The sequence below is a fragment of the Klebsiella sp. Sb-30 genome (assembly GCF_057652795.1).
On sequence record NZ_CM172749.1, the window covers coordinates 3435996 to 3461896 of the forward strand.

Sequence of the window (25901 nt, forward strand, 5' to 3'; positions counted from 1 at the left end):
CTTCATGGCGAATTTTGGATGATAATGAGGCGCAAAAAATGAAAAAGACAGCTATCGCGATTGCAGTGGCACTGGCTGGCTTCGCTACCGTAGCGCAGGCCGCACCGAAAGATAACACCTGGTATGCAGGTGGTAAACTGGGCTGGTCCCAGTTTCACGATACCGGTTTCTACGGTAACGGTTTCCAGAACAACAATGGCCCAACCCACAACAGCCAGCTCGGTGCTGGTGCGTTCGGTGGTTATCAGGTAAACCCGTACCTGGGTTTTGAAATGGGTTACGATTGGCTGGGTCGCGTTGCATATAAAGGCAGCGTAGACAACGGCGCTTTCAAAGCTCAGGGCGTTCAGCTGACTGCTAAACTGGGTTACCCGATCACTGACGATCTGGATATCTATACCCGTCTGGGTGGTATGGTCTGGCGTGCAGATGCTGACGGCAACTACGGTTCTACCGGCGTTTCCCGCAGCGAACACGACACTGGCGTATCCCCGGTATTTGCTGGTGGTTTAGAGTGGGCTGTTACTCGTGACATCGCTACCCGTCTGGAATACCAGTGGGTTAACAACATCGGTGACGCAGGTACCGTTGGCGCGCGTCCTGACAACGGCATGCTGAGCCTGGGTGTTTCTTACCGTTTCGGTCAGGAAGAAGCAGCTCCGGTTGTTGCTCCGGCACCGGCACCGGCTCCGGAAGTGACTACTAAGCACTTCACTCTGAAGTCTGACGTTCTGTTCAACTTCAACAAATCTACCCTGAAACCGGAAGGTCAGCAGGCGCTGGATCAGCTGTACACTCAGCTGAGCAACATGGATCCGAAAGACGGTTCTGCAGTGGTTCTGGGCTACACCGACCGTATCGGTTCTGACGCTTACAACCAGCAGCTGTCTGAGAAACGTGCTCAGTCCGTTGTTGATTACCTGGTGTCTAAAGGTATCCCGGCTGGCAAAATCTCCGCACGTGGCATGGGTGAATCCAACCCGGTTACCGGCAATACCTGTGACAACGTGAAAGCTCGCGCTGCACTGATCGACTGCCTGGGCCCAGATCGTCGCGTAGAGATCGAAGTTAAAGGTTACAAAGACGTAGTAACTCAGCCGCAGGCTTAAGTTTAACTACCGATAAAAAACCCCGCTTTGGCGGGGTTTTTTTTGGGCTAAATTCTGGTATCAACACACAGTCTGCCCGGTACTGTCGTCCTGCCCTGTCCTTTGCAGCTACTCTTTCCCCAACAGCACCTGTAGATCGTGCTTCAGGCTGGACATTTTACTGGCGTACTTCTCTTTATGCTCGGCGTCTTCAATCAACTGTACGATGGTTTCAGACAGGGTTTTTCCACGCCGCTGCGCGAGTCCCGCCAGTCGCTGCCAGACCATAAACTCCAGATCGATCGACTTTTTGCGCGTGTGCAGATGCTCAGCGTTGAAGTGCCGTTTCCGACGCGCGCGGATTGTCTGCTTCATCCGGTTCATTAACTCCGGATTCATATGCTGCTCAATCCAGGTATGCACCAGAACAGGTTCATTTTCGAGCGTCAGTAAGACATCGACCGCGGCTTTCGCTGCGCTGGCTTCAATGTAGCGGGTAATCAGCTCACCTTCCCGGTGCTTTTTTACCAGATATTTCCATTTCCAGCCGCTTTCAAGGTTTTCCAGTTGTTGATATTTCATTGCGATCTCAATGTGACCGTGTAACTCATTTCAGGATATCAGTTTTTTCCCAATGTGCTGAGAATAAATCATCATTCGTGATGCAGGTAGCCCGGTAATCATCACGGCAAACGCAATCCCCCGTGTGCTCAGACGCAGCATAAGGTATAATCGCGCGTTTTACATCTGACTAAAAAACAGCGACTTTGACCATTACGAAACTTACCCGAAACGACCTCGCTCCTGATACGGAAAGTTATCAGGCGCTGTTTGCACAAGCCGATTTAGCCCAGGCGGAAGATGGCCTCTCCGGCGAACTGCAGCCCCGTTTATTCTATGGTCTGGAGCAACTTCTGGTGACTCCGACCATCTCGCCATTCATGCTGGTGAAAGCCCCGGAAGAGCCGGAGTACCTGCAGTGGCTGGCGACGGAAACGCGAACCTTACATGAGCCTGCCGCACCGCTCTACGGTGTGCGCTATCAGGTCAATGGCGGCAACGTCACCCTCACCCCGGCTAAAGATGCCGACGATAATTTTGCCAGCTCCGCGCCGGTTGAAACTGCCGACTGGGTAGAAGCGGAGCAGCTCTTTGGCTGCGTGCGCCAATTTAACGGCGAAATCACTCTCCAGCCGGGACTGGTACACCGGGCCAACGGCGGCGTACTGATTATTTCTCTGCGCGCGTTACTCGCTCAGCCGCTGCTCTGGATGCGTCTGAAAAGCATGGTCACCCGCCAGCGCTTTGACTGGCTGTCCATTGACGAGTCTCGTCCTCTGCCGGTCGCGATTCCCTCTATGGCGCTCAGCCTGAAAGTGATTCTGGTTGGGGAACGTGATTCATTGGCCGATTTCCAGGAGATGGAGCCCGAACTCTCCGCTCAGGCGATTTACAGCGAATACGAAGAGAATATACAGATTGCCGATGCAGATACGCTCAAACTGTGGTGTCAGTGGGTAGGGAAAAACGCGCAGCAGCTCGGACTACCGGGAGTGGCCGCTGACGCCTGGCCCCTGCTGATTCAGGAAGCCGCGCGTTATACCGGCGATCAGGGGACATTACCGCTGTGCCCGCTCTGGATAGCCCGCCAGCTACGCGAAGCGGCGGCGTTCTGCGAAGGTGGGCAGATCACCGCGGAAGAGATGCAAACCATGCTGGCCCGCCGCGAGTGGCGTGAAGGCTATCTCGCCGAGCGGATTCAGGACGAAATCCTGCAAGAACAGATAATGATTGAAACCGAAGGCGAATGCATCGGCCAGATTAACGCCTTGTCGGTCATCGAATTCCCCGGACATCCGCGTCCGTTTGGCGAACCGTCCCGCATCAGCTGCGTGGTACACATCGGCGACGGTGAGTTCATCGACGTTGAACGTAAGGCGGAACTGGGCGGCAACATCCATGCCAAAGGCATGATGATCATGCAGGCGTTCCTGATGTCCGAGCTGGAACTCGAACAGCAGCTCCCCTTCACGGCTTCGCTGACCTTCGAACAATCCTACAGTGAAGTCGACGGCGACAGCGCCTCGATGGCCGAGCTATGTGCGCTAATCAGCGCTCTCGCTGGCGTACCGATTAATCAGAGCATCGCCATTACCGGTTCCGTCGATCAGTTTGGTCGCGTGCAGCCGGTAGGCGGCCTTAATGAGAAAATCGAAGGCTTTTTCACCATTTGCCAGCAGCGCGGATTAACCGGTAAGCAAGGGGTCATTATTCCCGCGGCAAATATCCGCCACCTGAGTCTGGCAGCAGAACTCCGGCAGGCCGTTGCTGACGAGCAGTTTTTCATCTGGGCGGTGGAAGATGTCACGGAAGCGCTGCCTGTTCTGACCCAGCTGCTCTGGGACGGTGAAGGGCAAACTTTACGGCAAACCATCCAGGAACGGATCGCGCAGGCGACGCAGCAAGAGAGTCGTCATCGTTTTCCGTGGCCGCTACGCTGGTTAGGTGGTTCAGGTTCGAACTGATCGGACTTGTTCAGCTTACACGTGTTAGCTATCCTGCGTCCCGAACTCAAAATAAGGCTTACTGAAAACATGGTAGATAAACGCGAATCCTATACGAAAGAAGACCTTCTTGCCTCTGGCCGTGGTGAACTGTTTGGCGCAAAAGGCCCACAGTTACCCGCGCCGAATATGCTGATGATGGACCGCGTCATCAAAATGACTGAGACGGGTGGTAACTACGATAAAGGTTATGTTGAAGCAGAACTCGATATTAACCCGGACCTGTGGTTCTTCGGTTGCCACTTTATCGGCGATCCGGTTATGCCTGGCTGTCTGGGACTGGATGCCATGTGGCAGCTGGTTGGTTTCTATCTGGGCTGGCTCGGCGGCGAAGGCAAAGGCCGCGCACTGGGCGTTGGCGAGGTAAAATTCACCGGCCAGGTCCTGCCGACTGCGAAGAAAGTCACTTACCGTATTCACTTCAAACGCGTTGTTAACCGTCGTCTGATTATGGGCCTGGCGGATGGTGAAGTGCTGGTTGACGATCGTCTGATCTACACCGCAAACGATCTGAAAGTCGGTCTGTTCCAGGATACGTCTGCATTCTGATAAGCAGCGATGCTTAAAAAAGGCGAAGCCCCCGCTCTGCGGAGGCTTCTTTTTTTAAAGAGACAGTCAGGCAGTTTGTACCCTGTCCTCCATGGCTTCTCGCCAGCCTCCTAGCCAGTAGGACCTTTGGTTCAAGGTCTGGTAGGGACACATTTCTTTCGATCTTCCGGTTATCCCGGCCTGGTATCCACGTTGATGTGCCCGTTCCAGGCGATCTCGTTTTTGTCTCTTCATGCCTCGTTTCCCTCATTATTTGATCTGGTGGAAAAGAAAACAGTGGTCACTAAACGTGCAACCACGGTTAACGAATACCGCGAATCAGAGGCAACGTCAATGCGCAAAATTCACGCCATTGTCATAATTGTGAGCTACATGAAAATTCATTTGTACAAAAAATGTGAACCGGCACAAGTAACGATCTGACGAGACAAATAAAAAAACCGCGGGGTTTTTCAGACCACCGCGGCGCTTCATTTTCATTCATTTTGCTTATGGCAGGCGATTCAATTCGCTGGCAATTGCCGTGGCTTCCTGAGACCAGGCCTGAGCCAGGGTCTTCACCATCGCATCATAGCCATCCTGCTGCTGCTTAAGCTCAATATTGAACGGACGCTTAATCAGCTGCCCCTGATGCTTGAGCAACCACTCACCGCTGACAATGACCCGGCCATCGTAACGGCCATGGAAACCATTAACCGCCACGTTGAGCGTATCCTGTTCGCTGCCCAGAGGCTGTGAAGCAACCACCCAGCCCGGAAGTTGAGCACTCAGATTCGCCACCAGCGTCGTACGCAGCTGCTGATCGAGCGGGCTGGCCCACAGATTGTTATTGGCAATGACATACTGCACGTCACTGGTCTGATAGACCACCCCGTTGCCCGCCAGATAATCCGGGATACTGACCTGTTCAACCCACAGCAGATTTCTGCTCTGGTGGGCGGCGCTTTGCGCGCCGCTTTGTACAACCGGAAGCTGATAGTAGGTTTTATTTTCCCCACTGCTGCAGGCCGCCAACGCGCAGGCCGCAGCCACAATTAGCCATTTTTTCATTATTTCGCTCCCTTCGGCTGAGGATCTTTCTTATCCTTGGCCTCGAATACCAGCGCATTGCTCTTATCATTGAGCGTTTTCAGTACCGGCTGCAGTTCGCGAAGAACCTGATCCAGTCGCTGCATATCGGCCACCATTTTATTGTATGCCGCCGAGCCTGGCTGGAAGCCCTGCATACTGCGGTTCAGTTCGCGCAGCGTATTCTGCATATCGCCAGGAAGCTGCTGCATTGACGGGCTTGCCGCTATCTTGTTCAGGCTATCCAGCGTGGTCTGAACATGCTGCATCGTTTTTTCACTTTGCGCCAGCGTGGTGGTCGCTTGTTCCAACAGCGGATTTATCGGCAGGTTGTTAATCTTATCCAGCGCTTCCATCAGGCGCTGCTGGATCTGCGCCAGACCACCGCTGATTGTTGGAATGATCGGATAGGATCCAAACTCCTGAATCTTGCCGCGCGGAGGCGCCTTCGGATAGAAGTCGAGATCGATATACAGCGCACCGGTCACCAGGTTCCCTGTTTTCAGCGATCCCCGCAGGCCACGATTAATCAGATCATCAATATGCGTACGGATATTTGGATCGCCGCCGAGCTGACTAATCAGCCGTTCTGGTTCAATACGAACCTCTACCGGGATACGATAGTCTTCATTCAGGTGCTGATACAGTCCTGGAATAAAGAACGGCACTTTACCGACGGTACCCAGGCGGATTCCACGGAACTCGACCGGAGCCCCCGGCTGCAGTCCGCGCACCGAGTCTTTAAAGAACATGACGTAATCAATATGCTGGGTAAAGACGGAATCCTGAATGCTCTTCTGATCGTCAAACAGATGGTAACCCGTTTTGTTCGCCACCGGCTCGCCCATATCCAGACCTTCCGGGATATCAAAGCTGACGCCGCCGCCGAACAGGGTCGCCAGCGATCCCATCTCCACGCGCATCCCGGATGAGGAGAGATCGACCGCAATACCGCTGTCTTTCCAGAAGCGGACGTTGGTTGTTACCAGACGATCGTTGGGCGCATTGATAAACAGCTGATAGGTGATGCTGCGCTTTTGGGCATCAAAGGAGCTGGTTTCCACCGATCCAACGCGATAGCCACGGAAGAGTACCGGATCGCCAGGCGACAGCTGACCCGCTTTATTACTCTCCAGCAGAATACGGATCCCTTTTGCATCCGGCGAAGCCAGCGGCGGAGAGTCCAGCAGCGGGAAACGGGCGGGCTCCCCGCCTTTCGTCCCCGGCTGCAGTTCAATATATGCTCCGGACAACAGCGTACCGAGTCCGCTGATCCCTTCACGTCCTACCTGCGGTTTGACGACCCAAAAAACGGAATCTTCATGCAACAGTTTCTTCATGCCGGCGTTCAGCCGGGCTTTAATCTCTACGTGGGTCAGATCGTCGGTCAACGTGGCGCTCTCGACGACCCCCACATCCACGCTGCGGCTTTTAATCCGGGTTTTCCCGCCTTCAATCCCTTCAGCGTTGGTGGTGATCAGCGTCACTTCCGGCCCTTGATGGCTGTAGTGATAAAAAAGAATCCACGCGCCGATTAGCACAGTGACGATGGGGAAGATCCACACGGGTGACCAGTTCTTCACCTTTTGCACTTTCGCTTCTCCGCTCTTATTTTCCATGCTGCTGCATTTCCTCATGGCTTGAATCTGGTTCACGGTCCCACAACAAACGAGGGTCAAAGGTCATGGCTGAGAACATTGTCATGACAACAACGAGCGCAAACATCACCGCCCCTATCGCAGGATAGATACTCATCAACCCTCCCATGCGCACCAGCGCCGAGAGCACAGCGATGACAAAAACATCAATCATTGACCAGCGGCCAACAAACTCCACAATTTCGTAAATCAGGTGCATGCGCTCCGAGTCGCGCTGTCCATTACCGTTAGCGTTCCAGCACAGCCAGGCAATGGCGAGCATTTTCAGCGTCGGCACCATAATACTGGCGATAAATATCACCAGCGCCACCGGGTACGAGCCTTCACTCCACAGCAGGATCACCCCCGCCATGATCGTTGACGGCAATTTATCGCCCAGTAAATCGGTAATCATGATCGGCATGATATTGGCGGGCAGATAAAGGACGCATGAGGTCAGCAGCAGGGCCAGCGTCCACTGCAGGCTATGCTTGCGTCGCGCGGTACCTTTTGTCTGACAGCGGGGACAAACGGCTTCATCAGCGGGCAAAACCGCGGTACAGCACGAACATGAACGTAGCCCCTGGCGGATCCCCGTCACGCCGATCTTCAGCGGCTGCGTCACCGCCGGCATCGGGGCAATATCGTCCCACAACCAGCGCCGGTCTACGCACTGCAGCGCACGCAGCTGCAGCATGCAGAACAAACACCAGGGAACGAAGCTTAAGCCGACGCCGATATCACCGTATGCCATCAGCTTGACGAAGCTCACCAGCACCCCGGCGAGGAAAATCTCCGCCATTCCCCAGGTTTTAAGGTGAAACAGAATGCGCGCCAGAAACGCCTTTAGCGCGCGCGGCATATGAATGCGGTTGACCAGCAGCAGAATGGTGACCAGACAAAAAGCGGGCACCAGCTGTACGAAGAGTAAAAAGAAGGTGCCGAGGCTGGCGTAATCTTCGCTAAACAGCACGCCGGGGATTTCCAGCAGCTTGATTTCGCTGCTGAGACCGCTCACCTTCATATCCACAAAGGGAAACAGATTGGCCAACAGCAGCATAAACAACGCCACCAGCGCATAGGCTGTAGGACGCTGCCGGGGCGCGTCCCACGAAGTTGTCAGCGTCGTGCCGCAGCGCGGACACACGGCTTTCTGGCGATGCTCCAGCTGCGGCAAAGCCACCAGCAAATCACATTGTGGGCACAGGATATGCCGCGCAGCATGATGATGATCGCACATGAAAACTCCTCAGCTTATGCGCCGTTTTTTAATCCTTCGAGATATTCCCAGCGTTCAAAGGCAGTTTCCAGCGCCTGTTCCGCCTCGGCCAGCTGCGCCAGCACCTGCTGCGTATGATCATGGGACTGGCCAAAGAAAGAAGGATCGGCAACCTGTTCCTGCAGGGTTTGCAGTTGGGTTTCCAGTTCTTCGAGCCGTTGTGGCAACTGTTCCAGTTCGCGCTGCAGGTTATAGCTTAGTTTGCCTGATGCTCGTTTGACACTTTCTGCTTTCGGTTGAGCAACCTCTACCGCTTTTTTGCTAATCTGCTGCTTTTGCGCCAGATACTGCGCTTGCTGGCCGCGGGCGTCGTGATAGCCGCCGACATATTGCCCGATGCGCCCTTCCCCTTCGAAGATCCAGCACTCGGTAACGGTATTATCGACGAATTGACGGTCGTGGCTGACCAGCATCACGGTGCCCTGATAACCGTCCACCAGCTCTTCCAGCAGTTCGAGGGTTTCGACATCCAGATCGTTGGTCGGTTCATCGAGGATCAGCAGGTTGCTGGGCTTGAGGAACAGACGCGCCAGCAGCAGGCGGTTACGCTCACCGCCGGAGAGCGCGCGCACCGGTGTCATCGCGCGCTTCGGATGGAACATGAAGTCCTGCAGGTAGCCCAGAACGTGGCGCGGCTTACCGTTGACCATCACTTCCTGCTTGCCTTCCGCAAGGTTGTCCATCACCGTTTTATCCGGGTCAAGCTCCGCGCGGTGCTGGTCGAAGTAGGCCACTTCCAGCTTGGTCCCGACGTGAATACGTCCGCTATCCGCTTTCAGCTGACCAAGCATCAATTTCAGCAGCGTGGTTTTCCCACAGCCGTTCGGGCCAATCAGGGCAATTTTGTCACCGCGCTGGATCTGGGCGCTGAAATCCTTAATCAGGACCTTGCCATCAACCTGGTAGTTGACGTTCTCCATTTCGAAGACAATCTTACCCGAGCGAGCAGCCTCTTCGACCTGCATCTTCGCGCTGCCCATCACTTCACGGCGCTCGCCACGTTCGCGGCGCATGGCTTTCAGTGCCCGCACACGCCCTTCGTTACGGGTACGACGCGCTTTGATCCCCTGACGGATCCACACCTCTTCCTGCGCCAGCTTACGATCGAATTCCGCATTCTGGAGCTCTTCCACGCGCAGCGCTTCTTCTTTATCCAGCAGATACTGATCGTAGTTCCCCGGGTAGGTCACCAGCTTGCCACGATCGAGATCGACAATCCGCGTCGCCATGTTGCGAATAAAGGAACGGTCGTGCGAGATGAAAATAATGGTCCCTTTGAAGGTCTTGAGGAAACCTTCCAGCCAGTCAATGGTTTCAATATCCAGGTGGTTGGTCGGTTCATCGAGCAGCAGCACGCGCGGCCCGCTGACCAGGGCGCGGCCGAGAGCCGCTTTACGCAGCCAGCCGCCGGAGAGCGAGGAGAGCTCGGCGTTGGCATCGAGATTAAGCTGCTCCAGCACTTCGTTAATACGGCTGTCGAGCTGCCACAGCCCTAAATTGTCCAGCTGCTCCTGCAGACGCGCCAGTTCATTCAGGTTCTTGTCGCTCGGGTCGGTCATCACCAACTGCGAAACATCGTGATAGCCTTTGAGATAGGCCGCCTGCTCGGCGATGCCTTCGGCAACGAAATCATAGACGGTTCCGCTCACATTACGCGGCGGATCCTGCTGCAGTCGCGCGACCACCAGATCCAGCTCATAAATAATGCGCCCGTCATCCAGCCCCTGCTCCCGGTTAAGGATTTTCATCAGGGTGGATTTGCCCGCGCCGTTGCGCCCGACCAGACAGACGCGTTCGTTATCTTCGATATGCAACTCGGCATTATCCAGCAGCGGAGAGTCGCTGAAGGAGAGCCAGGCACCATGCATACTAATTAATGACATTCTTTATTCCTTTCAGGCTGCAGTAATCAGCCAGCAGTTGTGGATCTGACGGTTACGGGCGAAATCCTGAGACAGCGTTTTTTGGGTAATTTCTTGCGCTTTCAGCCCCAGCTGCGCCAGCCCGTCATGATCCATACGGAAACCGCGTTTGTTATTCGAGAACATAATCGTGCCGCCTTTACGCAGCAGACGTTTGAGATCCGTCATCAGACGCAGGTGGTCGCGCTGCACGTCGAAGGCATCTTCCATGCGTTTTGAGTTAGAGAACGTCGGCGGATCGATAAAGATCAGATCGAACTGCTCATCGCTCTCGCGCAGCCAGCCCAGCACGTCAGCCTGCATCAGGCGATGCGCGCGCCCGGTTAAGCCGTTGAGGCGCAGGTTACGTTCGGCCCATTCGAGATAAGTTCGCGACATATCGACGGTGGTCGTTGAACGCGCCCCGCCGAGGCCGGCATGAACGCTGGCGCTGCCGGTGTAGGCGAAAAGGTTGAGGAAGTCTTTCCCTTTGCTCATCTGGCCCAGCATGCGACGCGCAATACGGTGGTCAAGGAACAGACCGGTATCCAGATAGTCGGTCAGGTTGACCCACAAACGCGCGTTATACTCCTGAACCTCGAGGAAATCGCCCTTCTCGGCCATTTTCTGATACTGGTTTTTCCCTTTCTGCCGCTCGCGGGTTTTCAACACCAGCTTATTCGGCGCAATGCCAAGCACGGAGATCGTTGCGGCGATAATATCGAACAGACGCTGACGCGCTTTATGCGCATCAACCGTTTTCGGTGGCGCATACTCCTGTACCACAACCCACTCGCCGTAGCGGTCGATCGCGACGTTATACTCCGGCAGATCGGCATCATACAGCCGGTAACACTCGATCCCTTCCTGACGCGCCCATTTCTCGTATTTCTTCAGATTTTTGCGCAGGCGGTTAGCGAAATCTTCCGCCAGGGAGACCGCGCCGCTGCCGTCGTTTTCCGCCAGATGGTAATTCTTCTGTACGCAGTCCAGCGGGCCGTTCTTGGCTTTAAACTGCTTGTCCGCACGCAATTGCAGGCAGCTCAGAAGCTCCGGCGAAGCGCTGAACAGCGACAGATTCCAGCCGCCAAACTGGGTTTTCATCGTCCGACCAAGCAGGCTATGCAGGGCAATCAGCGCCGGCTCGCTTTCAAGACGTTCGCCGTACGGCGGGTTGCTGATAACGGTCCCGTACGGGCCTTTTGGCAGCGGATTGCTGAGTTGGGCAACATCTTTCGCTTCAAATGTAATCAGTTCGCCGACGCCCGCGCGACGGGCGTTGCTGCGCGCGCGTTCAATGACGCGGGCATCGACATCAGAGCCATAGAAACGCGACTCATAGGCCGCCAGCCCTTTACGTGCGCGGGTCTGTGCTTCGGCCTTCACCTCTTTCCAGACCGCGTCATCGTGCTGCAGCCAGCCGTTGAAGCCCCAGTGACCGCGATGCAGACCCGGTGCGCGGTCGGTCGCCAGCATAGCGGCTTCAATCAGCAGCGTACCGGAGCCGCACATAGGATCGAGCAGCGGTGTTCCCGGAACCCAGCCAGAGCGCATGACGATCGCCGAAGCTAGCGTCTCTTTGATCGGCGCCATGCCGGTGCCGTCGCGGTAGCCGCGCAGGTGCAGACCTTCGCCGCTGAGATCGAGTGAAATGTGCGCCGTCTCTTTATTCAGCCAGACATTAATCCGCAGATCGGGGTTTTCACGATCGACGTTTGGCCGCGGCAGATTTTTACGCGTGAAGCTATCGACGATCGCATCTTTAACCTTTAACGCCCCGTACTGACTGTTGCGAATCTCATCGTTCAGCCCGCTAAAATGGACGGCGAAGGTGGCGTCAGGGGTGAAAATCTCCGTCCATGGAATGGCCTGCACACCGAGGTACAGATCCAGGTCGCTATACACGCTACACTGGCCCAGCGGCAGCATGATGCGCGAAGCCAGTCGGCTCCACATCAGGCTTTGATACAACAGGCGCGTATCCCCCTGAAAATGGACCCCGCCCTGGACAACCTGGCAGTCCACCGCGCCAAGTGCTTCCAGTTCAGTTTTTAACAGCTCTTCAAGGCCACGAGCCGTACTGGCAAACAGAGAATTCATATCGTCACTTTTACTAAAAGAAAATTGTTGCGCATTATAGCCAATATGCGCCCCATGTCATAAAGTTAAAGGCTTATTTTTAAGCCCAGAGGCAGCGCATGATAACGCTATCGCGACTTTTTATTCATCCCGTCAAATCCATGCGTGGAATTGGTCTGACGCACGCGTTTGCCGATATCAGCGGCCTGGCCTTCGATCGCGCCTTTATGGTGACGGAAACCGATGGCACCTTTATTACTGCCCGCCAGTTTCCGCAGATGGTGAAGTTTACGCCATCCCCGCTGCACGACGGTATTCATCTGACGGCGGTAGACGGCAGCAGCGCGATAGTGCGCTTCAGCGATTTTTCAGCGCAGGGTGCGCCTACCGAGGTATGGGGGAATCACTTCACCGCGCTGATTGCTCCGCCATCGGTCAACCAGTGGCTCAGCGGTTTCTTTAACCGCGATGTTCAGCTCCGCTGGTTAGGCCCTCACCTCACCCGGCGGGTGAAGCGCCATGATGCCGTCCCACTCTCCTTCGCCGATGGTTTCCCCTATCTGCTGGCTAACGAAGCCTCACTGCGCGATCTGCAACAACGCTGTCGGGCCAGCGTGCGAATGGAGCAGTTTCGCCCTAATCTGGTGGTGACCGGCGCGGCGGCCTGGGAAGAGGATACCTGGAAAGTGATTCGCATTGGTGACGTGGTTTTTGACGTCGCCAAACCATGTAGCCGCTGCGTGCTGACGACCGTCAGTCCGGAACGGGGGCAAAAGCACCCCTCCGGTGAACCGCTGGCCACGCTGCAGCAGTTCCGCACCGCGCTGGATAACGGCGATGTCGATTTTGGGCAAAACCTGATTGCCCGCAACAGCGGCGTCGTGCGCGTGGGCGATGAAGTGGAAGTGCTGACTCGCGGCCCGGCAAAAGCCTACGGCGCAGGCGAGAGCGACGATACGCCGGCGGTTGTCGCACAGCCGGATGCGGTCATTGAAATTGAATGGCAGGGGCAGCGGTTTAGCGGCAATAATCAGCAGGTATTGCTGGAGCAGCTGGAGCAAAAAGGCATTCGCATCCCCTACTCTTGTCGGGCTGGGATTTGCGGCAGCTGCCGCATCAGACTGGAAGAAGGCGAGGTCAGCCCGTTGAAGAAAAACGCGGTCGCTGGCGATGGTACGATTCTGTGCTGTAGCTGTATACCGAAAACGGCCTTACGGCTGGCGCCTTAGCGCGTTTTAGACCGCCTGACCCAGGCTGTAACTGGTCATACCCTGCGCCGGTTGCAGCCTGTCATTCATGATTTTAATCACATCCCCCAGCTGCATGACTCGCCCGGCGACCGTCACGCCCGGCTGCGCCAACAGACAGAGCGCGGCATTTTCACCCGGTTCAACCACCAGCAGATTAACCTGCTGTCCGCTATCGCTGAGCCAGGCGCTGGCGGCATCGCCGGTGGCGGGCTGCCAGGAGACCTCATGCGTTGTGAAGTGCCAGCTTTTTGGCATCTGCGGTTTCAGGAAGCGAATGGCGACCAGCGCGTTGAGAACTAATTCCGCGCGCTGCTCTTTAGATAACTCGATATCGCGACATTTTTCTTCAAAAGAGAAATACAGCGCGGCATCGTCAACACAGAATCCGGAAGGTGAGAAGGCGTCGGGCGTCAACATTCGACGTGCAAACCGCGAACGGAACAACATACCATTGGCCAAATCGAGCATCATACGATCGTGCTCTTCATCGTAATACCAACGCCAGTTATCGTCAGGTTTAATTCGCATCGTTCCCCCGTCCTCTTTCCCGTGCATCTCTTATGCAATAGCATCCTGCAGCAGAATAATTTCCAAAATTAAGAAAAGACTAAAATGTCTAAATAAGCAACAATGAAGGAATATAAAACAACCAGGGCCGGAAATAAAGCCCTGGGGGGGATCAGAGGGGGAAAAGATTAGATATGGGTAACAATTTCTTTAATCAGCGGAGGGCCTTTAAAAATAAATCCGGAATAAATCTGGACAAGGCTGGCACCGGCGGCGATTTTTTCCCGTGCCGCGATCACCGAGTCAATCCCTCCGACTCCGATAATGGGCAAACGACCATTTAATTCTGTCGCCAGCATACGGATAATTTCCGTACTCTTTAATTGCAATGGACGACCGCTGAGACCACCGGTTTCATCACAGAATTTCATTCCCTGGACCAGCGAACGATCGAGGGTAGTATTGGTGGCAATGACGCCATCAATATTATGACGAACTAAACTATCGGCCACCTGGATCAATTCCTCAAGAGAAAGATCCGGCGCGATCTTCACAGCGACTGGAACATATTTCTGATGCTTTTGCTGCAGCTCAAGCTGCTTATTTTTAATACCAGAGAGTAAATCATCCAGGGCATCGCCGTATTGTAAGGTGCGCAGGCCTGGGGTATTCGGTGAAGAGATATTAATGGCGATATACCCGGCATACGGATAGACTTTTTCCATACAAATCAGATAATCATCTTTACCCTGCTCAACCGGCGTATCTTTATTCTTACCGATATTAATACCGAGAATACCGTCAAAATGCGCCTTTTTAACGTTCTCAACCAGGTTATCAACACCGTGGTTATTAAAGCCCATGCGGTTGATCAAACCTTCGGCATCCACCAGACGGAAGATCCTCGGCTTATCGTTCCCCGGCTGCGGACGCGGCGTTACGGTACCAATTTCAATGGAGCCAAAACCCATGGCGCCGAGCGCATCAATGCACTCGCCGTTCTTGTCCAGCCCAGCGGCCAGACCCAGCGGATTTTTAAACGTGAGACCCATGCAGGTGACCGGTTTGGACGGTACCTTCTGACGGACCAGCATTTCCAGCGGCGTACCTGATACACGGCGTAATTGTTGAAAAGTAACTTCATGAGCGCGCTCAGGATCGAGCTGAAAAAGGGCTTTACGAACGAAGGGGTAGTACATGAACTCTCCTGGATTCCCGGTGTGCAAACCGGGGGCGTATTATGTTCGATCGACGCCTGAAAGGGAATTGACCTACGACAAAAAATCTCGCATCCAACGCAAACGTTTACTTTTCTCCCCGGCGTTATGCAATTTCTGACAAAACTAGGGTGGAAAAATCATTTAGGGAAATAAATCGGCTCTGTCACACTGCCATTAAATGTTATCAATTATAGATAAATGCAAACATTTGGTTATAAGGAGAGAGAAGATGCGTGTCATTACACTTGCGGGCAGTCCGCGTTACCCTTCCCGTTCCAGCGCGCTTCTGGAATATGCCAGAGAGACGCTCTCCGCGGCAGATGTTGAAGTCTGCCACTGGCATCTGCAAAATTTTGCTCCGGAAGACCTGCTGTATGCTCGCTTCGATAACCCGGCATTACATACGCTGAATGAACAGCTGGCAGGCGCCGACGGGCTTATCATCGCAACCCCGGTCTATAAAGCCTCTTTTTCCGGCGCGCTGAAGACGCTGCTCGACCTGCTCCCGGAACGGGCGCTGGAGGGAAAAATCGTCCTGCCTCTGGCGACCGGCGGCACGATCGCCCACATGCTGGCGGTGGATTATGCGCTGAAGCCGGTGCTCAACGCCCTGAAAGCGCAGGAGATTCTGCACGGAGTGTTTGCCGACGATAGCCAGGTCACCGACTATCAACATAAACCGCAGTTTACCCCTAATCTGCAGGGGCGGCTCGATCTGGCGCTGGAGACCTTCTGGCAGGCGCTGCATCGCCCGACCAGCCGCGCTCCCGCGCTCAAGACCCTCCGCGGGGTGGAACATGCATAACCTTTTCAGAACTCTCGCGCTGGGCGGGTTGCTGACGCTATCGGCCCTGAGCCATGCCGCACAATCCGCGCCGGACGCGCTGCGCATCGGCTACCAAAAAGGCAGCGTCAGTATGGTGCTGGCTAAAAGCCATCAGCTGCTGGAAAAGCGCTACCCGAACACCAACATCTCCTGGGTAGAATTTCCCGCCGGTCCGCAAATGCTTGAAGCGCTAAACGTCGGCAGTATCGATCTGGGGAGTACCGGCGATATCCCACCGATTTTCGCCCAGGCCGCCGGAGCCGATCTGGTTTACGTCGGCTCGGAACCGCCGAAGCCAAAAGCGGAAGTGATTCTGGTTGCGGAAAATAGCCCAATCAAAACCGTCGCTGAACTGAAGGGTCGCAAAGTCGCGTTTCAGAAAGGCTCCAGCTCCCACAACCTGCTGCTAAGGGCATTGCAGCAGGCGGGACTGAAATTCAGCGATATTCAGCCCGTTTATCTTGCCCCCGCGGACGCCCGCGCGGCGTTTCAACAGGGCAATGTTGATGCCTGGGCTATCTGGGATCCCTACTATTCAGCCGCTCTGCAACAAGCGAGCGCCCGGGTGCTTAAAGACGGAACCGATCTGAAACAAACCGGCTCTTTCTATCTGGCTTCGCGCCCCTATGCAGAAAAGAACGGCGCCTTTATTAGCGGCGTGCTCGATACATTCAGCCAGGCGGATGCCCTGACGCTGAGCCAACGCCCGCAGAGCATTACCCTGCTGGCAAAAACGATGGGACTCCCTGAAGCGGTGATCGCCAGCTATCTGGATCATCGGCCGCCGACCACCATCACTCCGGTCAGTAGCGAAACCGCCGCCCGGCAGCAGCAAACCGCCGATCTGTTCTACGAGAATAAGCTGGTGCCGAAAAAAGTCGACATCCGTACCCGCATCTGGCTGCCCGCAACCGTACAAGGAGCAAAATCATGAGTCTGAATATGTTCTGGTTTTTACCGACCCACGGTGATGGTCGCTACCTGGGGACTGAAGAGGGCGCCCGCCCGGTTGATTACGGCTACCTGCAGCAAATTGCGCAAACCGCGGATCGCCTCGGTTTTACCGGCGTCCTGATCCCGACCGGACGTTCCTGTGAAGATGCGTGGCTGGTTGCTGCTTCGATGATTCCCGTCACCCAGCGTCTGAAATTTCTTGTCGCCCTGCGCCCGAGCGTGACCTCCCCGACTGTCGCCGCCCGCCAGGCCGCGACGCTCGACCGCCTGTCTAACGGCCGGGCGTTGTTTAACCTGGTGACCGGCAGCGATCCGCAGGAGCTCGCCGGCGACGGGGTTTTCCTCGACCATACCGAACGTTACGAAGCCTCTGCTGAATTTACTCATATCTGGCGCCGCCTGATGGAAGGTGAAACCGTGACCTTCAATGGAAAACATCAGCGGGTACGCGGCGCGAAGCTGCTATTCCCTCCCTTGCAGCAGCCGCGCCCGCCGCTCTACTTTGGCGGGTCGTCCGACGTGGCGCAGGATCTCGCCGCCGAGCAGGTCGATCTCTATCTCACCTGGGGAGAGCCCCCGGAGCAGGTTGCGGAAAAAATCGCCCAGGTGCGTGAAAAAGCCGCCCGCCACGGTCGTAGGGTCCGTTTCGGTATTCGTCTGCATGTGATTGTCCGGGAAACCAATGAAGAGGCCTGGGAAGCGGCCGAAAGCCTCATCTCGCATCTTGATGACGATACCATTGCCCGGGCGCAGGCCGCCTTTGCCAAAACCGATTCCGTCGGACAGCAGCGGATGGCCGCGTTGCACAACGGTCGGCGCGACAAGCTTGAAATCAGCCCTAATCTGTGGGCTGGCGTCGGACTGGCACGCGGAGGGGCGGGAACCGCTCTGGTCGGCGATGCGGCTACCGTGGCCGAACGAATCAATGAATATGCAGCGCTGGGTATCGATAGCTTCATCTTCTCCGGCTATCCGCATCTTGAAGAGGCTTATCGCGTCGGCGAACTGCTGTTCCCGCTGCTGGATGTTACTATCCCGTCGATTCCGCAACCGCAACCTCTGGGTCTGCAGGGCGAGGCGGTGGCAAACGAGTTTATTCCGCGCAAAGTCGCACAAAGCTAAGGAGCACGCCATGGCTACGTCTGCGCAAAAGCTGCTGCTGCGGGTTGCCCCCTGGCTTCTGCCGGTGGGGACCGTCATCATCTGGCAGCTCGCCTCTTCCGTGGGCTGGTTGTCCACCCGCATCCTTCCCTCTCCGGAGGGGGTGCTCAAGGCCTTCTGGACGCTTTCCGCCAGCGGCGAACTGTGGCAACACCTGGCCATCAGTTCGTGGCGTGCTCTGCTGGGCTTCGCCATCGGCGGTTCCATCGGGCTGGTGCTGGGCCTGATCAGCGGCCTGTCGCGTTGGGGGGAGCGTCTGCTGGATACCTCGATTCAGATGCTGCGTAACGTCCCGCATCTGGCGTTGATTCCGCTGGTTATTTTATGGTTCGGCATTGATGAAAGCGCCAAGATCTTCCTCGTCGCGCTGGGGACCATGTTCCCGATCTACATTAATACCTGGCACGGCATCCGCAATATCGATCGCGGGCTGGTGGAAATGGCGCGTAGCTATGGCCTGTCCGGCTTCGCCCTGTTCCGCCATGTGATTCTGCCGGGGGCCCTGCCCTCAATAATGGTCGGCATCCGCTTCGCCCTCGGGCTGATGTGGTTAACGCTGATTGTCGCCGAAACCATCTCCGCTAACGCCGGCATCGGCTATCTGGCGATGAATGCGCGGGAGTTTTTACAAACGGATGTGGTGGTCGTCGCCATTATTCTTTACGCCATTCTTGGCAAACTGGCCGACTTCAGCGCGCAGCTGCTGGAACGCGTCTGGCTACGCTGGAACCCGGCTTATCATCTTCAGGAGGCCAACGCATGACCACTGCCCGTCTGAACCCAGGGATCCCGCTGTTGCTTAACGGCGTGACCAAACGCTACGGCGAAAATACCATTCTTAACGCACTGGATTTACATATTCCGACCGGGCAGTTTGTCGCGGTGGTCGGGCGCAGCGGCGGCGGCAAAAGTACCCTGCTGCGTCTGCTGGCCGGGCTCGAAAAACCCAATGGTGGCGAGCTGCTGGCCGGCTCAACGCCGCTGGCGCAGGTCCAGGAAGACAGTCGCATGATGTTCCAGGACTCGCGGCTGCTGCCGTGGAAAACGGTGATAGACAACGTCGGTCTTGGGCTGAAGGGGCAATGGCGTGATGCCGCCCTGCAGGCGCTGGCCAGCGTTGGCCTGGAAAACCGCGCCGGCGACTGGCCAGCAGCCCTCTCCGGCGGACAAAAACAGCGCGTTGCGCTGGCCCGCGCGCTGATTCATCGTCCTCGCCTGCTGCTTCTCGATGAACCGCTGGGCGCGCTGGATGCGTTAACCCGGCTGGAGATGCAGGATCTGATCGTCTCGCTGTGGGAAGAATACGGTTTTACCGTACTGCTGGTCACACACGATGTGAGTGAGGCGGTGGCCATGGCGGACCGGGTGCTGTTGATTGAAGAAGGGAAAATTGGCCTCGATGTCGCCGTCGATATTCCGCGGCCGCGGCGGACCGGATCGGCCAGGCTGGCTGAACTGGAAGCCGAGGTACTGAACCGAGTCATGAAACGTGGCAAGAGCGAATCGGCGCCGCGCTTATTGAGCCACGGTTAATCCCGCCCGAAGATCGCCCCGGCGACGCTGCAGCTGTCGGGGCGACGGTCTGAGGTTGTGAATAGCCCGGATAAGGCGCATCCGCGCCGTTATCCGGGAGTCCTGCCCCGTTACGCCAGCGCCTTACTGATTTTTTCGAACAGATCCCCGGAGAGATTCTCCAGACCTTTCAGCTGTTCCAGCGCCGCGCGCATCAGCGCCTGGCGTTTAGCATCGTAGCGTTTCAGCCGAATCAACGGCTCAATCAACCGGGACGCCACCTGCGGGTTGCGGCTGTTGAGCTCGGTCAGCATCTCCACCATGAACTGATAGCCACTGCCATCTTCGGCGTGGAATGCCGCCGGGTTACTGCCGGCAAACGCGCCAATCAGCGAGCGTACGCGGTTCGGGTTGCTCATACTAAACGAGCGGTGATTCAGCAGACCGCGTACCGTCTCCAGAACATTGTCCGCCGGGCTGGTGGACTGCAGGATAAACCATTTATCCATTACCAGGCCGTCCTGGTGCCATTTGTCATCATACTCCTGCATCAGCGCATCACGGCAAGGCAGCTGCGCGGCAACCGCGGCCGACAGGGCAGCCAGCGCATCGGTCATGTTGTCGGCCTGATGATACTGGGCGACGACCAGCTTATCCGCCAGCTCAACGTCGCCAAACGCCAGATAGCGCAGGCAGGTATTGCGCAGTGAACGCTTGCCGATATCGGCGTGTTCCACGCGATAGCTCGCCAGCTTGTTGACGTTGTAAACCGCGAGGAACTCGTCCGCCAGCTCTTTTGCAAGCGTGCGGGTCAACGCTTCACGGACCGCCGCAATGGCGATCGGATCGATGATCGCAAACAGCTCAGCGATTTCATTGGCGGAAGGCAACGTCAGAATTTCAGCCGCCAGCGCCGGATCGATCTTCTCATCCAGCAAAATCGCGCGGAACGCGTCGGCAACGTGAACCGGCAGCGACAGCGGCTGGCCCTGCTGATGGCGGTTGACGTTCAGCTTGATGTAGGTTGCCAGCAGGCTCTGCGCAGCATCCCAGCGGGAGAAGTCGTTGCGCGCGTGGCGCATCAGGAAGGTGAGCTGCTGGTCGCTCCATTTATATTCCAGCTTCACCGGGGCGGAAAACTCGCACAGCAGCGCCGGTACCGGCTGGAAGTAGACGTTGTCGAAGACAAAAGTCTGCTCGGCCTGGGTCACATTGAGCACGTGATGCACCGGGTGGCCCCCTTTCTGCAGCGGGATCACCTTCCCTTCGTTATCATACAGTTCGATATCAAACGGAATATGCAGCGGCTGTTTCTCCGGCTGTTCCGCGGTCGGCGGCGTACGCTGGCTGATGGTTAAGGTGTACTGTTCGGTTTCCGGGTTGTAGTCATCATGGACGCTCACCACCGGCGTGCCGGACTGGCTGTACCAGCGACGGAAATGCGACAGGTCGACGTTAGAGGCATCTTCCATCGCCTGGACAAAATCGTCGCAGGTGGCGGCGCTGCCGTCGTGGCGTTCGAAGTACAGCTGCATCCCTTTCTGGAAATTCTCTTCGCCCAGCAGCGTATGGAGCATGCGGATCACTTCCGCCCCCTTCTCATACACCGTCAGGGTATAGAAGTTATTCATCTCGATGACGCTATCCGGGCGAATCGGATGGGCCATCGGGCTGGCATCCTCAGCGAACTGCAGACCGCGCATGGTACGCACGTTGTTAATCCGGTTCACCGCGCGCGAACCGAGATCGGAGCTGAACTCCTGATCGCGGAACACGGTCAGCCCTTCTTTCAGGCTCAGCTGGAACCAGTCGCGGCAGGTCACGCGGTTGCCGGTCCAGTTATGGAAGTATTCGTGGCCGATGACGCGTTCAATATCGAGATAATCTTTATCGGTGGCGGTATCGGTGCGGGCCAGTACGTATTTGGAGTTAAAGACGTTCAGTCCTTTGTTCTCCATCGCTCCCATATTAAAGAAGTCGACGGCGACAATCATATAGATGTCGAGATCGTACTCGAGACCAAAACGGGTTTCGTCCCATTTCATCGAGTTCTTCAGCGAGGTCATCGCCCACGGCGCGCGGTCGAGATTGCCGCGGTCAACGAACAGCTCCAGCGCGACTTCTCGCCCGGAACGGGTTTTGAAGGTATCGCGCAATACGTCGAAGTCGCCGGCCACCAGCGCAAAGAGATAGCACGGTTTCGGGAACGGGTCCTGCCACTGGATCCAGTGACGACCATTTTCCAGCTCGCCCTGCGCCACGCGGTTGCCGTTGGAGAGCAGGTACGGATATTTCGTTTTGTCGGCGATAATTTTGGTGGTGAAGCGGGCCAGCACATCCGGACGATCCAGATACCAGGTAATGTGACGGAAACCTTCCGCCTCGCACTGGGTGCACAGGGCTTCGCCAGACTGATAGAGACCTTCCAGGGCAGTATTCGCCGCCGGGCTGATTTCATTGACGATGGTCAAGGTGAAATGTTCCGGCAATCCGCCAATCACCAGCTGGTTATTTTCTTCTTTATAGTTGCTCCACGGCTGGCCATCCACCTGCAGGGAGACCAACGTCAGGTCTTCACCATCCAGACGCAACGGCACATCGGACGCCGCCGCGTGACGGGAGACTTTGCTCTCAGCCGTAACCACGGTTTTCTCGGCATCCAGGTCAAAGGTCAAATCGATATCGCTAATGAGATAATCCGGCGCACGGTAGTCGTGGCGGTATTTGGCTTGGGGCTGTTGTGTCATAAAAAACCTTTAGCATGTTCCATAAAGTGTCAAACCCAGTCTATTCCTGTTGTGTAGATCGCGCTATGCAGAATCTTCATCTTTTCAACGCTAAACACGAAAATTGCTACATATTGATAACACAAGAGGCACGAAATGCGCTCGACCGGGTGCAAAGCTTGTGGTGTGATCCCTGTTCAATATATTAAACTAGGCCTCGCAAATGACCGCCAGCGTCGCCATCGACCGTCACTGCGGGACAGAGTCGGGTAATAAAGGTATACTCCGCCTCCTTTTTTCTGCTTCGGTTTTTGATGGAAACGCTCCAGTGAGAGGACGCTACTGCGCACCATGACACAATTCACTTCTCCTGTACTGCACTCGCTGCTCGATACGGACGCCTACAAGCTGCACATGCAGCAGGCTGTCTTCCACCGCTACGGCGATGTACACGTTGCGGCGGAGTTCCGCTGCCGCGGGGACGATCTGCTCGGTATCTACGCCGACGCAATTCGCGAGCAGGTTGAAACCATGCGCGACCTGAAGCTGCAGGACGATGAATATCACTGGTTGTCTACCCTGCCGTTCTTTTCTCAGGATTATCTCGACTGGCTACGCGACTTCCGTTACGACCCGGGCCAGGTCACCGTCAACAATGAAAACGGCAAGTTAAATATTCGCCTGTCCGGCCCGTGGCGTGAAGTCATCATGTGGGAAGTTCCGCTGCTGGCGGTGATTAGCGAGCTGGTCCATCATTACCGCTCGCCGGAAATCAGCGTCGATTTAGCGCTGGAAACCCTCGAACACAAGCTGGCTGATTTTGCACAAATCACCGCCGGCCTCGATCTCAGCCACTTTCGTCTGATGGACTTCGGCACCCGTCGTCGCTTCTCGCGTGAAGTGCAGCAGGCCATCGTCGAACGCCTGCAGCAGGAGCCGTGGTTTATCGGTACCAGCAACTACGATCTGGCTCGCCGGCTTCATCTGACGCCAATGGGCACCCAGGCGCATGAATGGTTCCAGGCGCATCAGCAAATCAGCCCCAGTTTAGCCAACAGCCAGCGCGCGGCGCTGGCAGCCTGGCTGGAAGAGTATCCTGACAAACTCGGTATCGCTCTCACCGACTGCATTACCATGGATGCTTTCCTGCGCGATTTCGGCCCGGAATTTGCCAGCCGCTACCAGGGGCTGCGCCACGATTCCGGCGACCCTGTCGAGTGGGGCGAAAAAGCCATCGCCCATTACCAGAAGCTGGGGATCGACCCCATGAGTAAAGTGCTGGTCTTTTCCGATAACCTCGATCTGGCAAAAGCCGTCGATCTCTATCGCCACTTCTCTTCGCGGGTCAATCTGAGCTTCGGCATTGGCACGCGTTTAACCTGCGACATCCCACAGGTTAAACCGCTAAACATCGTGATAAAACTGGTGGAATGTAACGGTAAACCGGTCGCGAAACTCTCCGACAGCCCGGGGAAAACCATCTGTCACGACAAGGCTTTTGTCCGGGCACTGCGTAAAGCCTTTGACCTTCCGCCGGTGAAAAAGGCCAGTTAATCACCACATTAATCATCGCAAGGAGCCGTTCTGGCTCCTTGTTCTTTATTTATTTCCGAAAACTCCCCTTGATGGTGCGAAATCTGCTTGTCTGATGGAAGATGACAGGTAACATAGATATCCCCCATTATCGGGGGATACAGATTTTTTTATTGGACTACGAATAGAGAGACTATTATGAGCGTTGTGCCTGTAGCCGACGTACTCCAGGGCCGTGTTGCCGTTGACAGCGAAGTCACCGTGCGCGGATGGGTACGTACCCGCCGAGATTCAAAAGCTGGCTTTTCCTTCCTGGCCGTCTATGACGGTTCCTGCTTTGATCCTGTACAGGCCGTTATTAATAATTCTCTGCCCAATTACAATCAGGAAGTGCTGCGCCTGACCACCGGCTGCTCGGTCGTCATTACGGGTAAAATCGTGGCATCTCAAGGCCAGGGTCAAAGTTTTGAAATCCAGGCCAGCCACGTTGAAGTGACAGGTTGGGTAGAAGATCCGGATACCTATCCGATGGCCGCTAAGCGTCACAGCATCGAGTATCTGCGTGAAGTTGCGCACCTGCGTCCACGTACCAACCTGATTGGCGCGGTCGCTCGCGTACGTCATACCCTGGCACAAGCGCTGCATCGCTTCTTTGACGAGCAGGGCTTCTTCTGGGTTTCCACGCCGCTGATTACCGCTTCCGATACCGAGGGCGCGGGTGAAATGTTCCGTGTCTCCACGCTGGATCTGGAAAACCTGCCGCGTAACGATCAGGGCAAAGTAGATTTCGATAAAGACTTCTTCGGTAAAGAGTCGTTCCTGACCGTATCCGGCCAGTTGAACGGTGAGACCTATGCCTGCGCGCTGTCTAAAATCTACACCTTTGGCCCAACCTTCCGTGCCGAAAACTCCAACACCAGCCGCCACCTTGCGGAATTCTGGATGCTGGAACCGGAGGTCGCGTTTGCCAACCTGAACGACGTTGCAGGCCTGGCGGAAGCCATGCTGAAATACGTCTTTAAGGCGGTACTGGAAGAACGAGCGGACGATATGAAGTTCTTCGCCGAGCGCGTGGATAAAGAAGCCGTTTCCCGTCTGGAGCGCTTTATTGATGCCGACTTCGCTCAGGTCGATTACACCGACGCCGTCACCATTCTGGAAAACTGCGGTAAGCAGTTTGAAAACCCGGTTTACTGGGGCGTGGACCTCTCTTCCGAGCACGAGCGCTACCTGGCTGAAGAACACTTCAAAGCGCCGGTGGTCGTGAAAAACTATCCGAAAGACATTAAGGCGTTCTATATGCGCCTTAATGAAGACGGTAAAACCGTCGCCGCCATGGACGTTCTGGCGCCTGGCATCGGTGAAATCATCGGGGGTTCCCAGCGTGAAGAGCGCCTGGATGTGCTTGACGCGCGTATGGCGGAGATGGGTCTTAATAAAGAAGACTACTGGTGGTACCGCGACCTGCGTCGTTACGGCACCGTACCGCACTCCGGCTTCGGCCTGGGCTTTGAGCGCCTGATCGCCTATGTCACCGGCGTACAAAACGTGCGTGATGTGATCCCGTTCCCGCGGACTCCGCGCAACGCCACATTCTGATTAATTTTTCTTATCATTGCCGAAGGCCAGCGTAAGCTGGCCTTTTTTTATGTCAGGCTCTGTTAATGAATATCAAGAAATTTAAACATCAACCCTTCCAGTTCACATTTATGTTACTCACTATTACGACTTGTTCCTGCACGCCAAACCGCACCTTATGTTCATTCATCGACGAAATGCCTGATAATTTTGTTCATTTTTTAACCTCACGCAGCACAAGATGTAAAGACAAATGCTGAGCGAAAAAAAAGCGAAATGCAGACATAAAATGCACAAACGGGCCTTTATCTAAATTAATCATAATTAATTCATATAGATATATATAGTCTGTCTGTTTTGCGAGCAAAGTGGAACGGAATTTTGATTGAGTTCACAAAGTTCCAAAAAATACACATTTAGTTACACACTCTTTCGTCTTGTTACTCATATGCGACATTGGTAGCATTTT

21 protein-coding genes are annotated in these 25901 nt (G+C 55.6%); 11 read left to right on the forward strand and 10 right to left on the reverse strand.

What is annotated here, in order from left to right; translation table 11 throughout:
* The first annotated feature begins 38 nt into the window (after window positions 1–38).
* A complete protein-coding gene (ompA, locus tag AC236I_RS16130; protein WP_004860157.1) occupies window positions 39–1109 on the forward strand; it encodes a porin OmpA in 1071 nt (356 codons plus the stop codon).
* 108 nt (window positions 1110–1217) lie between these two features.
* Here the strand turns inward: ompA and matP are convergent, their stop codons facing one another.
* A complete protein-coding gene (gene matP / locus AC236I_RS16135; protein WP_048023133.1) occupies window positions 1218–1670 on the reverse strand; it encodes a macrodomain Ter protein MatP in 453 nt (150 codons plus the stop codon).
* A 185-nt stretch (window positions 1671–1855) separates the two neighbouring features.
* Here matP and AC236I_RS16140 point away from each other — a divergent pair, with 185 nt between their 5' ends.
* Complete coding sequence (locus AC236I_RS16140) at window positions 1856–3613, forward strand: AAA family ATPase (RefSeq protein WP_097357567.1); 1758 nt, start codon at window positions 1856–1858, stop codon at window positions 3611–3613.
* A gap of 69 nt (window positions 3614–3682) precedes the next feature.
* Window positions 3683–4201, forward strand: coding sequence for a bifunctional 3-hydroxydecanoyl-ACP dehydratase/trans-2-decenoyl-ACP isomerase (gene fabA / locus AC236I_RS16145; protein ID WP_004860150.1), 519 nt, complete (start codon window positions 3683–3685; stop codon window positions 4199–4201).
* A gap of 66 nt (window positions 4202–4267) precedes the next feature.
* Here fabA and rmf read toward each other — a convergent pair whose 3' ends face one another.
* From rmf to rlmKL, 6 genes are all read right to left on the reverse strand, one after another.
* A complete protein-coding gene (gene rmf, locus AC236I_RS16150; RefSeq protein WP_004871568.1) occupies window positions 4268–4435 on the reverse strand; it encodes a ribosome modulation factor in 168 nt (55 codons plus the stop codon).
* A 255-nt stretch (window positions 4436–4690) separates the two neighbouring features.
* On the reverse strand, window positions 4691–5251 hold the full coding sequence (pqiC, locus tag AC236I_RS16155; RefSeq protein ID WP_004860145.1) for a membrane integrity-associated transporter subunit PqiC: 561 nt from the start codon (window positions 5249–5251) through the stop codon (window positions 4691–4693).
* Window positions 5251–6888 (reverse strand): intermembrane transport protein PqiB, encoded by a 1638-nt coding sequence (gene pqiB / locus AC236I_RS16160; RefSeq protein ID WP_004860144.1) that lies wholly within the window; start codon window positions 6886–6888, stop codon window positions 5251–5253. Before pqiB ends, pqiC begins: the two co-directional genes overlap by 1 nt.
* Window positions 6878–8146, reverse strand: a complete 1269-nt coding sequence (gene pqiA / locus AC236I_RS16165; RefSeq protein WP_044346494.1) for a membrane integrity-associated transporter subunit PqiA — start codon at window positions 8144–8146, stop codon at window positions 6878–6880. Before pqiA ends, pqiB begins: the two co-directional genes overlap by 11 nt.
* A 14-nt stretch (window positions 8147–8160) precedes the next feature.
* On the reverse strand, window positions 8161–10068 hold the full coding sequence (locus AC236I_RS16170; RefSeq protein ID WP_004860139.1) for an ABC transporter ATP-binding protein: 1908 nt from the start codon (window positions 10066–10068) through the stop codon (window positions 8161–8163).
* 12 nt (window positions 10069–10080) lie between these two features.
* Entirely contained in the window at window positions 10081–12186 is a 2106-nt protein-coding gene (gene rlmKL, locus AC236I_RS16175) for a bifunctional 23S rRNA (guanine(2069)-N(7))-methyltransferase RlmK/23S rRNA (guanine(2445)-N(2))-methyltransferase RlmL (protein WP_015584713.1), read from the reverse strand.
* A 98-nt stretch (window positions 12187–12284) separates the two neighbouring features.
* Between rlmKL and AC236I_RS16180 the strand changes: the two genes are divergently transcribed.
* Window positions 12285–13394 carry a YcbX family protein gene (locus AC236I_RS16180; protein ID WP_268650881.1) on the forward strand — a complete coding sequence of 370 codons (1110 nt, stop codon included), beginning with the start codon at window positions 12285–12287 and terminating at the stop codon, window positions 13392–13394.
* A gap of 6 nt (window positions 13395–13400) precedes the next feature.
* Here AC236I_RS16180 and zapC read toward each other — a convergent pair whose 3' ends face one another.
* On the reverse strand, window positions 13401–13943 hold the full coding sequence (gene zapC / locus AC236I_RS16185; RefSeq protein WP_004860132.1) for a cell division protein ZapC: 543 nt from the start codon (window positions 13941–13943) through the stop codon (window positions 13401–13403).
* A 167-nt stretch (window positions 13944–14110) separates the two neighbouring features.
* Window positions 14111–15121, reverse strand: coding sequence for a quinone-dependent dihydroorotate dehydrogenase (gene pyrD, locus AC236I_RS16190; RefSeq protein ID WP_004860131.1), 1011 nt, complete (start codon window positions 15119–15121; stop codon window positions 14111–14113).
* A 250-nt stretch (window positions 15122–15371) separates the two neighbouring features.
* Between pyrD and ssuE the strand changes: the two genes are divergently transcribed.
* From ssuE to ssuB, 5 genes are read left to right on the forward strand one after another with little or no spacing between them, the layout of a single operon-like run.
* Window positions 15372–15947 carry an NADPH-dependent FMN reductase gene (gene ssuE / locus AC236I_RS16195; protein ID WP_004860128.1) on the forward strand — a complete coding sequence of 192 codons (576 nt, stop codon included), beginning with the start codon at window positions 15372–15374 and terminating at the stop codon, window positions 15945–15947.
* A complete protein-coding gene (locus tag AC236I_RS16200) occupies window positions 15940–16902 on the forward strand; it encodes a sulfonate ABC transporter substrate-binding protein (RefSeq protein ID WP_097357569.1) in 963 nt (320 codons plus the stop codon). The genes ssuE and AC236I_RS16200 overlap by 8 nt, the downstream gene beginning before the upstream one ends.
* Entirely contained in the window at window positions 16899–18044 is a 1146-nt protein-coding gene (ssuD, locus tag AC236I_RS16205) for an FMNH2-dependent alkanesulfonate monooxygenase (RefSeq protein ID WP_015584716.1), read from the forward strand. Before AC236I_RS16200 ends, ssuD begins: the two co-directional genes overlap by 4 nt.
* 10 nt (window positions 18045–18054) lie before the next feature.
* A complete protein-coding gene (gene ssuC / locus AC236I_RS16210; protein WP_004860122.1) occupies window positions 18055–18846 on the forward strand; it encodes an aliphatic sulfonate ABC transporter permease SsuC in 792 nt (263 codons plus the stop codon).
* Entirely contained in the window at window positions 18843–19616 is a 774-nt protein-coding gene (gene ssuB / locus AC236I_RS16215) for an aliphatic sulfonates ABC transporter ATP-binding protein (RefSeq protein ID WP_004860120.1), read from the forward strand. Before ssuC ends, ssuB begins: the two co-directional genes overlap by 4 nt.
* A 110-nt stretch (window positions 19617–19726) precedes the next feature.
* Here ssuB and pepN read toward each other — a convergent pair whose 3' ends face one another.
* Entirely contained in the window at window positions 19727–22342 is a 2616-nt protein-coding gene (gene pepN / locus AC236I_RS16220; protein ID WP_004860118.1) for an aminopeptidase N, read from the reverse strand.
* Window positions 22343–22672: 330 nt separating this feature from the next.
* Here pepN and pncB point away from each other — a divergent pair, with 330 nt between their 5' ends.
* Together pncB and asnS are read left to right on the forward strand one after the other, a co-directional pair.
* The gene (gene pncB, locus AC236I_RS16225; RefSeq protein WP_004860115.1) at window positions 22673–23875 is read left to right on the forward strand and encodes a nicotinate phosphoribosyltransferase; all 1203 of its coding nucleotides are present in this window, start codon (window positions 22673–22675) and stop codon (window positions 23873–23875) included.
* A 177-nt stretch (window positions 23876–24052) separates the two neighbouring features.
* Entirely contained in the window at window positions 24053–25453 is a 1401-nt protein-coding gene (asnS, locus tag AC236I_RS16230) for an asparagine--tRNA ligase (RefSeq protein ID WP_004860113.1), read from the forward strand.
* Window positions 25454–25901 lie beyond the last annotated feature (448 nt).